Source organism: Rhodococcus sp. 1168 (assembly GCF_002091955.1).
Lineage (GTDB): Bacteria > Actinomycetota > Actinomycetes > Mycobacteriales > Mycobacteriaceae > Rhodococcoides.
In genome coordinates this window covers 294,941-308,769 of sequence record NZ_MKKY01000091.1, presented here as the reverse complement: position 1 = coordinate 308,769, position 13,829 = coordinate 294,941, and the positions used below count along the sequence as shown (strand labels likewise).

Below are 13,829 nucleotides of genomic sequence, written 5' to 3'. Positions count from 1 at the left end.
GGTTAATGCCAGGGAAAAGGCGTGGGCCGCTCGCGATGGCGGCTGATGAAGGTGACCGAAGTGACGCGCTGAAGGCGTTGCGCGGGAAGCTCGCGCGCGAGATCGAGGGCGCCGAATCGTCACGAGATGTCGCTGCTCTTTCTCGGCAGTTCACCGATGTGCTTCGTCAGATCGAGGAATTGACCCCGAAGGAAGCTGAGGAGGTGACCCCGCTTGCCAAGCTCATTCAAATCCGTGGTGGGGTGCCAGATTCCTCGGGTCGGCGTAGAGCCCGCTGATTCGCCAGAGGGTGATGATGCGATTGCACTGTCGAGTGCGTACGAGCTGCAGCCCGACGAGTGGCAAGAGAAGGTTGTTCGAAGCTGGCTCGAGGTCCGGAAAGATGGCAAATGGAAACACCCTCGATGCGGCATAGCTGTGCCTCGCCAGAACGGCAAGAATGGCATTATCGAGATCATCGAATTATTCGGCATGGTGCTCCGTGCTGAGAAGTTCCTACACACTGCCCACGAGGTCAAGACGGCGCGAAAGGCGTTCATTCGCCTGAAGTATTTTTTCGGTGAAAAAGCCAACGATCCGACAGCTCGTTTTCCAGAGTTGAATCAACTCGTACGCGAGGTTCGGAATACGAACGGCCAAGAGGCGATCGTGCTTGTAAATGGCGGATCGTGCGAGTTCATTGCTAGGTCCAAGGGGTCTGGCCGCGGATTTACTGTAGACAAGCTGGTTTTGGATGAGGCCCAGGAGCTGTCAGAGGAATCTCTGGCAGCGTTGATGCCTACAATGTCCGCGGCCCCCTCAGGTAATCCGCAGATGATTTTGGCCGGCACTCCGCCTGATGAGGGGATGGCTGGCGACGCTTTCACGCGCATGCGGAATTCCGGTGTCGAGGGGCAGGATCGTCGACTGTCGTGGTTCGAGTGGTCATGCCTTGGGGTGGTTGATCTGGACGATCCTCACGTGTGGGCCGCTGCGAATCCCGCTCTTGGTATGCGACTGAATGCGGAGACGATCGAGGATGAACGCGCGGCGATGGATGATGAGACGTTCATGCGTGAACGGCTCGGCATGTGGTCGGTTTCGGGCGTTCAGCGGGTCATCTCGGCGGACGCTTGGCGGACTGTAGCGAAGTCGAATCTGCGCGATGCGGGCGCGGCGGTCGCTTTGGCGGTAGATGTATCACCGGACCGTGACACGTCGACCATTGTGGCGGTGACTCTTGAGAACTCGGGCCTGCCGTACATCGATGTAATCGAGTCCCGAAGGGGTTCTCCAGCTTGGGTTCCCGAGCGGATCGCTGAGATCTGCAAGGGCTCCGATGTGAGGGCTGTCGTTATCGACAATGCAGGGGCCGCCTCCTCTCTTATCGAGCCTTTGCTGAAGCGCCGAGTGAAGGTCACGGAGACGAACGCTCGTGACATGGCCAAGGCGTGCGGCGGTCTGTATGACGCCGTTATGGACGCGAAAGTGCTTCACCTTGATCAGCCATCGCTGAATCACGCGGTGGCGGTCGCACGCAAGCGTCGCCTTGGTGATGCGTGGGCATGGAATCGCAAGGATGCCGACTCTGATATCACTCCGCTGGTCGGAGCCACCCTGGCCCTTTGGGGCTTCGAAGCGTCCGGCGTGAAACGGCCGATGCGATCTAACGTGAGACGAAAGGCGGTGGTCCTCGGATGACTGTTGCGATCGCTCTTCCTGATCTCACTCTCGACGACGATCAGGCCATGCTTGTCGCGTTCCTTCGGGGGAAGATCCGCAAGTTCGCGAAGAAGAACAAGGTCAAGGAAGATTATTACGAGGCGAAGCAGAAGATAAAGCACCTCGATATTGCTGTCCCGCCGCATCTTCGCGATCTGTTGGATGTGTCGATGGGCTGGCCGGGCACTGCGGTTGATGTGCTCGAGGAGCGTCTCGATTGGCTGGGCTGGACCTCCTTGAACGACATGATGGGTCTCGATGAGATTTTCCGCGACAACCAGCTTGCGATCGAGGGTGGCCGGGCTCATCTGGATGCGTTGATCACGGGCACGGATTTCGTGTCGGTCGGCAAGGGTGACCCGAATTCGGATGAGCCGGAAGTGATGGTGGCGATCGAGTCGGCGTCTTCGGCGACGATGCAGTGGAACTACCGTAGGCGCCGCGCTGATGCGGCACTGTCTCAGACTCGCGATGCTGCGGGTCAGGTCATTCTCGAATCACTGTATCTGCCGGATGAGACGATTCTGTTCGAGCGGAATCCGCGCAGCAGGAAGCTTGAAGCTGTTGACCGTGACACTCATGGGCTCGGTCGGGTTCTGATGTCGCGGTTCGTCAATCGTGATCGGGCGTCCGATCTCGAGGGGCGCTCGGAGATTACGCGGCCTGTCCGGTATTACACCGATGCGGCTTTGCGGACTCTGCTTGGGATGGAGATCAACCGGGAGTTCTATACGGCGCCGCAATGGTTCGCGTTGAATGCCTATCCGGAACAGTTTGGTGTCGATGAGAATTCGTCACCGGAGGCGAAGAAGGCTGCGGGCTGGAAGAACACGATGGGCCGGATGAACATCGTCCCTCCGAACGAGGATGGCGAAGGCCCTGAGGTCAAGATTCAGCAGACCACGCCGTCGCCTCCGACGCCGTATATCGACCAGATGAAGGCGTACTCGCAGCTCGTTTCGGCTGAGACTGGTATTCCGTCTTCGTATCTGGGTTTTGTGACGGATAACCCGCCGTCTGCGGACTCGATTCGCCAGCTCGAGTATCGGCTTGTGAAGCGCGCTGAGCGTCGGCAGGTGACGTTCGGGGTCGGGTGGCGTGAGGTCGCGTATCTGTCGCTGCTCGTCCGGGACGGCACCGTTGATCGGGACAAGTTCCGTGAGATCGATGTGAAGTGGCGTGATGCGTCGACGCCGACTCGTGCGGCGTCTGCGGATGAAGCCCTCAAGCTCGTGTCGTCCGAGATATTGCTGCCCGATTCGGAGATCACCTACGACCGGATCGGTCTTTCGCAGCAGGATCAGGCGAAGATCACCGAGGAGAAGCGGCGCGCTCGTGCTGCGGATCTTCCGGGCCGGTTACGTGAGGCTGCATCTCAGGTCACTGATCCTTCGGTGGTGAACCTAGCCAGCCGTCGAGTTTCGGAGGATGGCAATGCCGACACCTGATGAGCAGAAGCAGATTCTCGATGATCTGCACACGCTGGCGATGCAAGATGTCACGGATTTATGGCAGGACGCGTCGATGCTAAATATCGATTCCCCGGCGTTTCGGGGTGTGATGACGTCGGGTGTGCCGGAGTTGCTGGATCCGTACGCCGCGTCGGCGGGTGATCTGGCGGCGACGTGGTACGAGGATGCGGCTCCGGAGTTGGCGTACAAGGCAAATCCGGCCGCATTGGCTCCCACTGAGCAGATCGCGGCATCTACGGCGTGGGCGCTGCAGGCGAGCGGTGAGGCCGCGCTCATGAAGATCGCGGGATTTAGTTCGAGAACGATTTACGATCAGGCTCGCAATACGATTGTCGAGAATGCGGACAGGGAGCCGGGCGCGAAGTGGGCGCGGTACGCGTCAGCGGATGCTTGCGCGTTCTGTCGCATGTTGGCCTCGCGGGCTGAGGTGTACTCCTCGAAGGCTGCGGCGACGTCGGTTGTCGGCCGCGGCAGGGAAATGTCCGCCTCGGATCGGGCCGCTCGTGCGCGAGGCGAGTCTCGTGGTGGGCGGGGGCGTTTCCTGGCTGGCGGGTCGAGGACGCGTGGGTCTCGGGATCTTGGCACGAGGTATCACGATCACTGTCGCTGCCGCGCGATCTCGGTGCGTCCTGGCCAGACGTATTTGCCTCCGGACCACGCGAAAGATTGGGACGAGCAGTACGCCGCGGCAGTAAGGGCGACCTCGACTGGCGGCGCGATCAACCTGAAGGCCGTTCTGTCGAAGATGGACGAACTCGACGGCGGGCGTGCGGCATCAAGGGTGCCGACGAAGACGAAGTTGCTTGCCGGTGCGGAGAAGGCGACAGCTGCGGCCGCTAAGGTCGATGCAGCGCCGGCAGCGTTGGCGGCGCGGACGCCCGTGGCTGGCGTCGATGCGGCGTCGGTCGGGCGAGCACGGAAGGCCCAGATCGAGGACGCCGAATTTAATCTCGAATACGCCATCAAGGAGTCGGGCCGTACACGCGAGGACTTGATCGGCACAGCGAACGGTGGCCTCACCCAATTCGCCGAGGGAAAACAGGTGGCGCTGAATCTCCGCGAGGATGCATTCGACGGTTTTCTTGCCGATGGGCGGTACAAGACTCAGTTCGAGACCGGCACTGGCACGATGTTCGATCCGGCCAATCGGGCGACCTACGAGCAAGCTTGGTTCGGGATGGACTCTCCAGCCCCGATATATGGGTACCTTCGGGATCCGTCCGGTAAGAGATCTGGTGCGGATGCGTATGGTCGAATCGCGTTGGTGCTCAAGGATGATGTCCGTTCGGGTGTGACTGTGTCGGTGGGTGACTCGATGGGCCGGATGGATTACACGGTCCCTGGGAAGCTGGGCAGTCCTGGGCCATTTACGGGGTCGCCCGCGAAAGCGTCAGGCTTCGGGAGCGCAGATGAGTGGGCGGCGGAACTGAACGGCCGGCATTACGAGCGGCAGTACGTCGAGGCGCAGATTCAGCGCGAGGTCAGGTCGTCCGATGTTGCCGAGGTCGTGTTCCGGGATGAACCGTCCGCGGATCTGATCCGAAGATTGAACGAGGCTGGGTTACCGTTCTCGGTGGTCAAGCTGGAGAAGCTCTCAAAGAGAGGGGGCGGTTGATGATGGTTCGAGTCACTCACCGTCTCGATTCCGGGTTCGATGCCGCGGAGGTGTTCCCCGGCGTGCTCGTCGTGGACGGTCTCGGCGCGGTGTTGGCCGATTCGGTTCAGGCGCGCGGTGTCACGCCCCGGGAGGTCGGCGATGCTGGCGAATTCGATGTTCCGGATGACGTGATGGCCGATGCGAACGAGATGGCTGCCATCGTCGCTCGGCGACTGACCTGACCGTACTTTTCCATTCCGAGAAGCGCCACCCGCTACGGGTAGGCGCTTTTTTCATGCCGATATATCGGCTCTCAATTTTCCGATGCCGCACGGCGTCGACTTATCCCGCACGGGAGGCAGCAAATGAACACTCGAGATCCTCGCACTGTCATCGCTCCAACTCTCATCGATCCTTTCGCTCGCGCGAGTATGCGTCCGCTACGGATGCACCCCAGGCGCGACCCGGAAGGGCACCCAGGAGGCGGGGGAGATGGCGGCAACGAACCGAACGATCAGGGCGGCAACAACCCTGATCCGGCCGCCGAGTGGAGTTCGACATTCGAGGGGCTGACACCTACGGAGGTGAAAACCAAGCTCGAAAACTCCCGCAAGTGGGAGACCCGGTCGAAAGACAACTTCGACGATGCGGAGAAATACCGCGCGTTCAAGAAGCAGTTCGACGGCGCCGGGGAAGGTCAAGCGCCTGACCCGGAGAAGCTGGCGGGCGAATTGACGGCCGCTCAGCGCGAGGCCCGGGAGACGAAGGTCGAGCTCGCAGTACTTCGCAAGGCAGGCAAGGACGTCGACGGCTCACGTCTGCTCGATTCCCGCTCGTTCATAGCGAGCCTTGCCGACTTGGACCCGTCCGACGCGGAGTTCGGTTCGAAAGTCGCAGCGGCGATCAAGGCGGCCACCGAGGCCGACCCATCGCTCGGGGCCGGCCCGAAGGGGCCGCGCCCGAACCCACAGCAGGGTTCCCCATCGCAAGGTCGTGAGACCTCGCTGTCCGCAGGCCGTGAGCGCTACCAAGCGAAGCACGGCGCCAAGTCCAAATAGCCGCAGGGCATCCAGCTCCTGCGCGAATCGTCTCGGAAGGAGACAACCATGACGCAGCTCGCGCCACGGTCCGAAACTTTCGGCGCAGGAGATCAGTCCTGGCTCGGAAGCTCACACGGAACAGGCAACGCACGCACGGTGACGGTCAACGTCACTGCTGCCGCAGCGAAGATCTCGGATGGTCGCATCAAGTCGGGCGAGCCCGTCGCGATCGTGTCCGGTCTCGCTGTTCCCTACAACTCCGGCGGAACGGGCGGCACTGAAGTGCTCGCCGGGTTCCTCCTCGTCGACGTTCCAGTGGTTGCCGGTGCCGGCAATGCTGTTGCGCCGCTGCTCGACCACGGTCGAGTGATCCTGTCCAAGCTGCCGTCGACCGTCCTCGCTACCGCGACGTCGTCCGGCCAGTTCGTCTTCGTCTGAAAGGGGTTCGCACATGTTGTGGACTGACGTTGTTACCCCCGCCGAACTGACCGGCTATGCCCGTGCTGCGCTGGAGGATTACGAGCGCAACAAGGGCACGCTGGCGCGGTGGCTCCCGAACCGTGATGTCGCTGACATCGTGGCTCGATTCTCGGTCGGCGCGACCGGTCTCCAGCCTGTCGCCGAGTACCGCTCGTATGACGCCGAGACTCCGATCGGCTCGCTGCCTGGCGGTAAGCGCGTCACGATCGAGCTCCCTCCGGTGGGCTTGAAGTACCGGGTTTCGGAATACGATCAGCTCCGCGCTCGCGGTGCCGATTCCGACGAGCAGGTGCTGACCTCGATCGAGCGCGCCACGACTCGCGTGGTCGGTGCGGTCATCGATCGTGTCGAACTCGAGCGCGGTAGGGCGCTCGAGACTGCGGCGCTCAATATCAACGAGAACGGTTTCATGCAGACCGGTACGTGGTCGCGTGATGCGGGCAATACGGTGACCGCGGCGGTGTTGTGGTCGTCTTCGGCTACAGCGAAGCCTCTCGATGACATCACCTTGTGGCGTGATGTGTATGTCGCTGCGAACGGTGAGCAGCCCGGGGCGATGGTCGTGTCGACGAAGGTGTTCGCTGCCTTGTCTCGTACTGCCGAGTTCCGTTCACTCGCTGCCACTACCGCGGGCACTCCGTCGTTGGTCTCGCAGGCCGCTGTGCAGGATGTCCTCCTCGCGCATGGCCTGCCCGCGATTGTCGCGTACGACCGTCAGGTCAAGGTCGGTGCTGCGGGCGCGTCGAAGGTGCTCAGCGACAACAAGGTGTTCATGTTGCCGGCGCCGGTCGATCCGTTCGACGCCGAAGGCACTGACCTCGGCGGTACTTTCTGGGGCCAGACCTTGGAAGCGTCCGAGTCGGACTATGGCATCGAGGCCGGTGATCAGCCAGGAATCGTTGTCGGTACCTGGAAGACTCGCGATCCGATCGCGGTGTGGGTCCATTCGGCTGCGATTTCGTTGCCGGTCCTGGCGAACTCGAACCTGTCGCTCGTCGCGACTGTTCTCTGATCCGACACTTTCGCACCGGTGCGTCTCGTGACTGCGGCGCACCGGTGGGTCGAGAAGAGGAGGTGCGGTCATGGCGAAGATTCGTGAAGATTTCGAGGGCGTGATCTACGTCCGATCGGGTGCCGATGTCGTCAAGCTCGCGGCCGGTGACGATGTGCCTCAGGGTGTGGATGTTGCTCCCGAGCACACCGGCGGCGGGCCGGTGAAGGTGGAGTCTGCACCGGTGTCGGGGGATTCCGCTCCCAAGAAGCGCGCTACGCGCTCGACGAAGGCGGCTGCCGATGATTCTGGCGACGAAGGCTGATGTCGAGAAGTTCACGGGCACGCTGAGTTCCGATGACGAAGCATTGCTGCCGGGGCTCCTGGAAGAGGCATCCGATCTCGTGGAGGGGTATTGCTACCGCGAATTCGATGTGCCGATTCCGGGACCGGTGACTCGTAGGGTCGCCCGGATCGTGGCCCGCGCGATGGGTGTCGACGAGGAGCAGTTGGGGCTGGAATCGACGCAGATGTCGGCGGGGCCGTTTCAGCGGACGCAGAACTATTCGTCTGATTCCACTGCGGGCGGCGCCTGGCTGACGAAGGGCGACAAGCTCGTTCTTCGTCGCTATCGGCGTGGTGTCGTGAATGTGGCGATGTACTGATGGGCGCCGATTTTCCTTGCATGATGCCCATCAGGCTCGCACGTTACGAGGATTCGCAGACTGTCGATCGCGGCGGGAACATGGTCACGGATTGGGATGCGGCGCACGCCGGTGCCGGTGATGTTCTCGTGTTCGCGTGGCATCTCGGCGGGACCGAGGAGTCGGCGAATGGTCATGTCGAGCGGGTGATTTCGGACGCGACGGTATTCCCTCCGTCCTCTCTCGGGATTACAGCGCGGGATCACATCGAATTGCCCGGTCATGCCTGGTTCGAGATTCAGGGCACGCCGGGGGATTGGGATCACAACCCTTGGTGGGTTCCGGGCCTCTTGCAGGTCAAGCTGCGGAAGGTGGATGGATGAAGAAGCTACTGGTTCGTCACGCGGCCGGTCAGACCGTCTATGACACGACAATCTTCCGCACGGAGGACAAAACCGGCGTGCTGCTGGTGTTCGATGATCCGGCGCAGAAGCGGCTTCTCGCGGCTTTCAATGCGGAATTCTGGATCGTCGCCGAGTTCGTGGAGGAGGCGGATGATGGCGAAGGCGAAGTTTGTCCCGAAACCTAACGCGTTCTACGAGCTTCGGCATTCGCCGCAGGTTCGATCGTTGGTCGATAGTACTGCGGCGCAGATCGCGTCGCGGGCAGGGGATGGCTTCGAGTGGTCCTCACGGCAGGGTGCCCGCAATCCGTCGGGGCGTTGGCGAGCGATCGTGTATCCGGCGACGTTCTCGGCGCGCGCGAAGAATGCGCGTGACAACACTCTTGTTCGCGCGATGGGTGGCGGAAGTGGCTGAGGTCAAACCGCGCTCGGCGCTGGCGGTTGCGTACGCGGCCACGATGACGCTCGTACCGCCTGGCGTCAAGGTCGCTACCAGGGTGCCGAATCCTCGACCGAAGAAACTGGTCCGGATTTCCCGGATCGGCGGTACACGTTCGAATCCGGTGACCGATCAGGCAGTTCTGCTTTTCGAATGCTGGGCCAGTTCGGATATCGAGGCGGAGGAATTGGCGAATCATGTTGTCGACTCTTTGCCTTCGATCAGGGGCCGGTGGTTCGACGGGTCATTCATTCGTCATTGGCGTCTAACGTTCGGCCCCGTGGATCATCCGGACGAGTCGAATCAGGCTCGGTTTCAGTTTCAAGGCGAGCTGCTGATCAAGATCGGCTGACTCTTTTTCCTTTCATCCCTCTTTCGCGGCCCGGTGCACACGATGCCTGGAAGGGGCTCACTCTCATGGTCAATGTAAATAACTCGTACGTGGCTACTCCTCCGATCGACGGCGGCGTCCTGCATGCCGCTCCGGTCGGAACGGTTTTGCCGGCTACCGCACTCGAGGTTCTCGGTGCGGAGTTCTTGGCGAACGATCACGGTGCGGTCGGCGAGAACGGTATCGCTATCAACCGTTCCCGAACGACGACTGACATCAAGGCTTTCGGTGGGAAGACGTTCCGTACGGTGCAGACCGAGTTCGACGAGTCTGTTGTCATCACTTTGCTCGAGGATGACAACGCGGCTGTGCTCGACACGATCAATGGTGCCGACAATGTTGTGACGGATGCGCCCGATGCAGACGGTTTGTCGCGGACGATTTACCACACGTCGAATCCGCTGCCGATTCGCTCGTGGGTCGTCGATTCGATCGACGGCGAGAAGACGAAGCGGTACGTGATCCAGAAGGGGCAGGTCACCGAGATTGCCGAGGTGACTGATGTCCACACGGATCTGACGAAGTACCAGATCACGATCAAGACCTACGAGTCCTCGATCGGCTCGAAGGGCGAGAACGTCGTCGAGCTCCGTAACGATGCCGCTTTGGCGGTCACGGGCCCCTAGGTCCCCTACTGCCCGGCACTGATTTTGTGCCGGGCAGTGGCACGCTCCCTGGATGATGCGCAGCGCCAGGGGGGCGTGAGGGGTACCGGCAAGCGCAAGGCTTTTACTGACGAGATGGGAATCACTGATGGCTTTCAACCCGAAAACTTGGCGTAACCGAAGTCAGGGTGCCCCCCTCACGCCGGTGATGGCCGAAGATTTGACACGGATCGAGACGGGCGTCCAGGGCGCGCACGAGGCGATCGACGGACGCCTGTCCAAAGCGGCACTCGACGCGAATTATGCACCGCTCTGGCAGCCCTCGACTGCCTACGTGAAGGACGCCCCGGTGCTGCTCCCGACCGGCACCACCGGCAAGCGCACCACATCGGGAACGTCCCGGCCCGCATTCGATGCGACCGAGCAGGGTCTCTGGACAGTGGCGGCAGGCGGGCTAAGTCAGGGGACCGCCGACACCCGGTACGCGCCCCGCAGGTCCCGGCTCGGCGCAATCGCATTCGGCACAGGCGGCAGCAACGGAACATTCTCCACCGGCAGCATCAACCCGCGCTACCCAGTCCGGCTCCCAGTCGGGACTACCCGATGGCGCTTGCGGATCTCGAACTTCAACATCAAGAACCTCTCGGCAGGAGCAGACGGCCAAGAGTTCCGCGGCGCGTGGATCGGCCCGCACGCATTCGGCACCAGTGAGGGGACGGGCAACTTCACCTCCGCGCCACTCAACCCGATACCCAACCCCGGCGCAGGAGCAGCACCGATCCCCGGCTCGACATTCACGTACTACACCTCCCCATGGATCACAGACCCCGCAATGCAGATCCCAGCAGCGCAGAACTGGCTCCTGTCGATTCAAACATTCGCGTCGGCGTCCATCGTGATTCAGCGCACCAACATGGGTTCATACCTCGGCTTCAATGCCGGGTCCGGTGGCACGGTCGCGCCGAATCCATCACAGTCGAAGGTCGGGCTTTTCGATGTCATCATCGACTACGAGTACATCGACAACGGAGAAAACAAGGTCGGGTTCTACATTGGGGATTCACTGACCGAAGGTCTCGGCGGCGACAATGTTCTGGGCAATCCGAATCAGTACAACTGGCCTTCACAGCATTCCCTCGGCGCGGGGATCGTCGCACTGAACGGTGGATGCTCCGGTGACCGCACGGAAGCGTGGATCAATGCCACAGGCGGCAATGGCGCGAAGTACAACCGCTTCGACCTGGACGCGATCAAGCCTGACTATGCGTGCATCCTGCTCGGCACGAACGACTCTCTCGGGCTAGTATCGCTCGCTTCGGTTCAGTCGAACATGGCTGCGATTCTGGCGAACTTGCAGGCGAAGGGGATCAGCAAGGTTTATCTTGGGCTGGTCCCGCCTCGCCTCAACCCGATCATCGGGGCACTCGCGGCAGCTGCATCCGCTGGCGTAACGTCGATCTCGTCGTCAGTGTCAATCCCATCCGGTACGACTATCGCTGTCGGGCCGAATGTCACCAACGGGGCCATCGCGGCAGCTGCATCCGCTGGGGCAACGTCGATCTCGTCGTCTTCGCCGATCCCGAACGGAACGCAGGTCATCATCGGCAGTGGTGCCACCCGCGAAGTCGTGACCACGTCCAGCGGCGCTTCGGGGTTCGGCCCCTACGTGTCGACGGTGCCCGCTCTCGTCAATGCTCACGCGGTCGGGGAGGTGGTGTCGAATCAGGACATCGTCATCACATCGGGAGCACCTACTGGTGCAGGTCCGTACACGATCCCAGTCCCTGCTCTGGCAGTCGCGCACGCTGCGGGCGATCTGGTGATCGAGCAGAAGGAGAACCTGAGGCAGCAGTACAACGCCTGGATTCGGTCGGTGCCGATGGGTGTGTCAGGAGTGATGGACTTCGATACCGCTGTCCGTGATCCTGCGGCGATCACGAATCTTCGGTCCGACTTGCACACCGATGGGATTCACCTTTCGCGTCTCGGCTATTTGAGGCTCGCGCAGGCAGCCCCGGCGAGGCCGTGATGCGTCGGGGAGTGCTTCGACAGGCTCCCCGATTCGCGGCACAACCCCGCACATAACACGACGGGAGCTTGGTTCTCCCACATACCCCTAGCCGTATCGACCCACTGAAGCCCTACAAAAAGCGCTTCACAGGTCGAAGTCGAAAGGGAAAGGGAGTAGCCCCCGACGCTCAGCCTCGGCTACGACAACCCTGTGCCGCGCTTCCATGTCCACGACCTCCCAGCCTGCACGGACCGCACGGTCTGGACCGAAGCGGTACACCTCCAGCAGCTCCCAATCCGGCAAGTCCACGATGGTGTGAGTCTCGACGATCACGCCATCGACTTGTCCTGTAGTGCGTGCGACGACATGCCGCCACCACCGCGCCGGATGGGGATACAAGCTGGGGCGTGCGGCGTGCATCTCGGCATCGCTACGCCACACCGGAACCACAGCCGGCGACCCTGCCGCTGCCAGGTCTGCCGTGAGGGCATCTACCTGATGGTCTCGCTCGGCGAGCATCTCGGCGATCTCGGCTTGAATCCGGTCCGGTACCGAATCGCGCCCCGACTCCCACGATCGAAGTGTGCGGGGGTTGACCCCGAGCTGGCCGGCGAATTCGTCACCGGTCAGTCCGAGGTCTTCGCGCATCGTCTGCACGTAGCCGCTACTGGTCATCGCTTCTGCTCGATGGCTGCGAGGTATGCGGTGGTCTCGTCGGCTGTGGCCGGACGAAGGTAGGTGTCGATGTAGCTCTGGCTGACCGGCTCGGTGGTACCCGACGTGCTGGTGGCGATGAGGTCTGACCCGACTGTGGTGATGGCTGCCGTGTCGCCGTCTTCGATGTCGGTGAAGTAGTCGGTCATGTCTCTGTCCTTTCGAGGTGGCCTGGGGCTCTATCCCCTGGCCTGATACCCCAATGCTAGCACCCTATTTCAGGGTGCGCAAGCGGACCCGGACAACCAGCACACGGCATATACCGTCGCTGGAAGTATCCGAATCCCCAAGCTCGCCTGATCGGACCGCTCCACCCACTGAAGCCCTGCACCACACCCGGTGCGGGGCTTCTCCCATTCCCACCCGACCGGGGCTGATAGATCACCCCCACTGCACCGGGCCACCCCAGTCGGGTGGGATCCACCAGAGCCCGGTGCCGCCACAAACCACACAAGAAAGGCCCTGGTGCAAACATGGCATTCCAGTACCGACCCGACGTCTTCCCCAAATTCCCCGTCGAAATCTACAAAGCCGGATCCGACGAGCCGACCGTCTACGAAATCCCCATGATCGGCTACGTGCCGAAAGAGGTGCACGAGGAAGTCGACGATGTCATCACCAAGCGCATCGAAGACGTCCAGAAGCGCCGAGATGATCGGAACAAGAAGCGCCAGGTCATTCCCGGATCGGACCGCAAACTGCAGTTCCCGGACGACTCCGACGTCATGGACGAGCTACTTAAGCGGCTCGCACCCGAGCTGGCGGTCGAAGTGGACGGATGGCCGCTGATGCCCCGCCAAGAGCTTTGGAAGGACTGGACCGAGGCGTCGAAGCCGGCCGATCCGGAAAAATCCGACGCCTCCTCGGACTCCTCCGACGCGACGGAGTAGAGGGGGCTATCCGCTCCGACCTTCTCGAACGCGGCCGATCTCTCGATGAGCTCGGCCGCACACTGGCCTGGCACGATCTCGACGCATGGCTCGAGCATCTGCCGGGCCGGTCTGCATTCCGGAGCCTCGTCGACCCCATGGGGATCTTCTACGACCCGGACATCGCGAGGCTCGCCGCACTCGAAGATCAGGTAGCCGATCTTGGCCACATGCTCGCAGGGACGCCGCCTAAAGACAGGCCTGCCGGTATCGCGGCACGTGCTCGTGCGATGTACGCCGCGAACGAGCGCGCGAAGACCGCGAAACCGGCGGCTGTGATCGACGTCCGGGCGGAACTTGCGGCCCGCCAGCGTGGCGAGTCGCCGAAGTCTCGGCCCCGCAAGACCAACCCTGAAGCGCAACGGATTCGTGCTGCCCTCAAAGAGAGGCAAGCGGCCGCGGCGCAGTAGTG

At 62.0% G+C, this 13,829-nt stretch carries 20 protein-coding genes; 18 read left to right on the top strand and 2 right to left on the bottom strand.

The features are described 5' to 3' along the window. The first annotated feature begins 5 nt into the window (after positions 1–5). From BJI47_RS23940 to BJI47_RS22185, 16 genes are all read left to right on the top strand, one after another. A complete protein-coding gene (locus tag BJI47_RS23940; RefSeq protein ID WP_139804875.1) occupies positions 6–278 on the top strand; it encodes a hypothetical protein in 273 nt (90 codons plus the stop codon). 139 nt (positions 279–417) lie between these two features. Next, positions 418–1,680, top strand: a complete 1,263-nt coding sequence (locus BJI47_RS22250; RefSeq protein WP_368655916.1) for a hypothetical protein — start codon at positions 418–420, stop codon at positions 1,678–1,680. After that, on the top strand, positions 1,677–3,149 hold the full coding sequence (locus tag BJI47_RS22245; protein WP_088945730.1) for a phage portal protein: 1,473 nt from the start codon (positions 1,677–1,679) through the stop codon (positions 3,147–3,149). Before BJI47_RS22250 ends, BJI47_RS22245 begins: the two co-directional genes overlap by 4 nt. Continuing rightward, on the top strand, positions 3,136–4,788 hold the full coding sequence (locus BJI47_RS22240; RefSeq protein ID WP_088945729.1) for a hypothetical protein: 1,653 nt from the start codon (positions 3,136–3,138) through the stop codon (positions 4,786–4,788). The genes BJI47_RS22245 and BJI47_RS22240 overlap by 14 nt, the downstream gene beginning before the upstream one ends. Further along, positions 4,788–5,012: a hypothetical protein gene (locus tag BJI47_RS22235; RefSeq protein WP_125458785.1), complete on the top strand. Its 225-nt coding sequence runs from the start codon at positions 4,788–4,790 to the stop codon at positions 5,010–5,012. Before BJI47_RS22240 ends, BJI47_RS22235 begins: the two co-directional genes overlap by 1 nt. A gap of 123 nt (positions 5,013–5,135) precedes the next feature. After that, positions 5,136–5,828, top strand: coding sequence for a hypothetical protein (locus BJI47_RS22230; protein WP_088945727.1), 693 nt, complete (start codon positions 5,136–5,138; stop codon positions 5,826–5,828). Between the two features lie 48 nt (positions 5,829–5,876). Next, the gene (locus BJI47_RS22225; RefSeq protein WP_088945726.1) at positions 5,877–6,248 is read left to right on the top strand and encodes a potassium transporter; all 372 of its coding nucleotides are present in this window, start codon (positions 5,877–5,879) and stop codon (positions 6,246–6,248) included. A gap of 13 nt (positions 6,249–6,261) precedes the next feature. Beyond that, positions 6,262–7,302, top strand: coding sequence for a major capsid protein (locus BJI47_RS22220; protein WP_088945725.1), 1,041 nt, complete (start codon positions 6,262–6,264; stop codon positions 7,300–7,302). Between the two features lie 70 nt (positions 7,303–7,372). Continuing rightward, positions 7,373–7,606: a hypothetical protein gene (locus BJI47_RS22215; protein ID WP_088945724.1), complete on the top strand. Its 234-nt coding sequence runs from the start codon at positions 7,373–7,375 to the stop codon at positions 7,604–7,606. Then, complete coding sequence (locus tag BJI47_RS22210; protein WP_088945723.1) at positions 7,584–7,946, top strand: hypothetical protein; 363 nt, start codon at positions 7,584–7,586, stop codon at positions 7,944–7,946. The genes BJI47_RS22215 and BJI47_RS22210 overlap by 23 nt, the downstream gene beginning before the upstream one ends. A 20-nt stretch (positions 7,947–7,966) precedes the next feature. Further along, on the top strand, positions 7,967–8,308 hold the full coding sequence (locus BJI47_RS22205) for a hypothetical protein (RefSeq protein WP_139804874.1): 342 nt from the start codon (positions 7,967–7,969) through the stop codon (positions 8,306–8,308). Beyond that, a complete protein-coding gene (locus BJI47_RS22200) occupies positions 8,305–8,514 on the top strand; it encodes a hypothetical protein (protein WP_088945721.1) in 210 nt (69 codons plus the stop codon). Before BJI47_RS22205 ends, BJI47_RS22200 begins: the two co-directional genes overlap by 4 nt. Before the next feature lie 40 nt (positions 8,515–8,554). Continuing rightward, positions 8,555–8,743, top strand: a complete 189-nt coding sequence (locus BJI47_RS23840; RefSeq protein ID WP_139804873.1) for a hypothetical protein — start codon at positions 8,555–8,557, stop codon at positions 8,741–8,743. Beyond that, positions 8,736–9,119 carry a hypothetical protein gene (locus BJI47_RS22195; RefSeq protein ID WP_125458782.1) on the top strand — a complete coding sequence of 128 codons (384 nt, stop codon included), beginning with the start codon at positions 8,736–8,738 and terminating at the stop codon, positions 9,117–9,119. Before BJI47_RS23840 ends, BJI47_RS22195 begins: the two co-directional genes overlap by 8 nt. Before the next feature lie 89 nt (positions 9,120–9,208). Next, positions 9,209–9,784, top strand: a complete 576-nt coding sequence (locus tag BJI47_RS22190; protein ID WP_254900746.1) for a hypothetical protein — start codon at positions 9,209–9,211, stop codon at positions 9,782–9,784. 127 nt (positions 9,785–9,911) lie between these two features. Further along, positions 9,912–11,792 (top strand): SGNH/GDSL hydrolase family protein, encoded by a 1,881-nt coding sequence (locus BJI47_RS22185; protein ID WP_088945718.1) that lies wholly within the window; start codon positions 9,912–9,914, stop codon positions 11,790–11,792. Between the two features lie 126 nt (positions 11,793–11,918). On the opposite strand, the gene BJI47_RS22180 is transcribed toward BJI47_RS22185, so the two are convergent. Together BJI47_RS22180 and BJI47_RS22175 are read right to left on the bottom strand one after the other, a co-directional pair. Next, positions 11,919–12,449 (bottom strand): DNA-binding transcriptional regulator, encoded by a 531-nt coding sequence (locus BJI47_RS22180; RefSeq protein WP_088945717.1) that lies wholly within the window; start codon positions 12,447–12,449, stop codon positions 11,919–11,921. Continuing rightward, the gene (locus tag BJI47_RS22175; protein ID WP_088945716.1) at positions 12,446–12,637 is read right to left on the bottom strand and encodes a hypothetical protein; all 192 of its coding nucleotides are present in this window, start codon (positions 12,635–12,637) and stop codon (positions 12,446–12,448) included. The genes BJI47_RS22180 and BJI47_RS22175 overlap by 4 nt, the downstream gene beginning before the upstream one ends. 324 nt (positions 12,638–12,961) lie before the next feature. Between BJI47_RS22175 and BJI47_RS22170 the strand changes: the two genes are divergently transcribed. Further along, positions 12,962–13,378 carry a hypothetical protein gene (locus BJI47_RS22170; RefSeq protein ID WP_088945715.1) on the top strand — a complete coding sequence of 139 codons (417 nt, stop codon included), beginning with the start codon at positions 12,962–12,964 and terminating at the stop codon, positions 13,376–13,378. Then, complete coding sequence (locus BJI47_RS24235; protein WP_176225001.1) at positions 13,294–13,827, top strand: hypothetical protein; 534 nt, start codon at positions 13,294–13,296, stop codon at positions 13,825–13,827. The genes BJI47_RS22170 and BJI47_RS24235 overlap by 85 nt, the downstream gene beginning before the upstream one ends. Positions 13,828–13,829 lie beyond the last annotated feature (2 nt).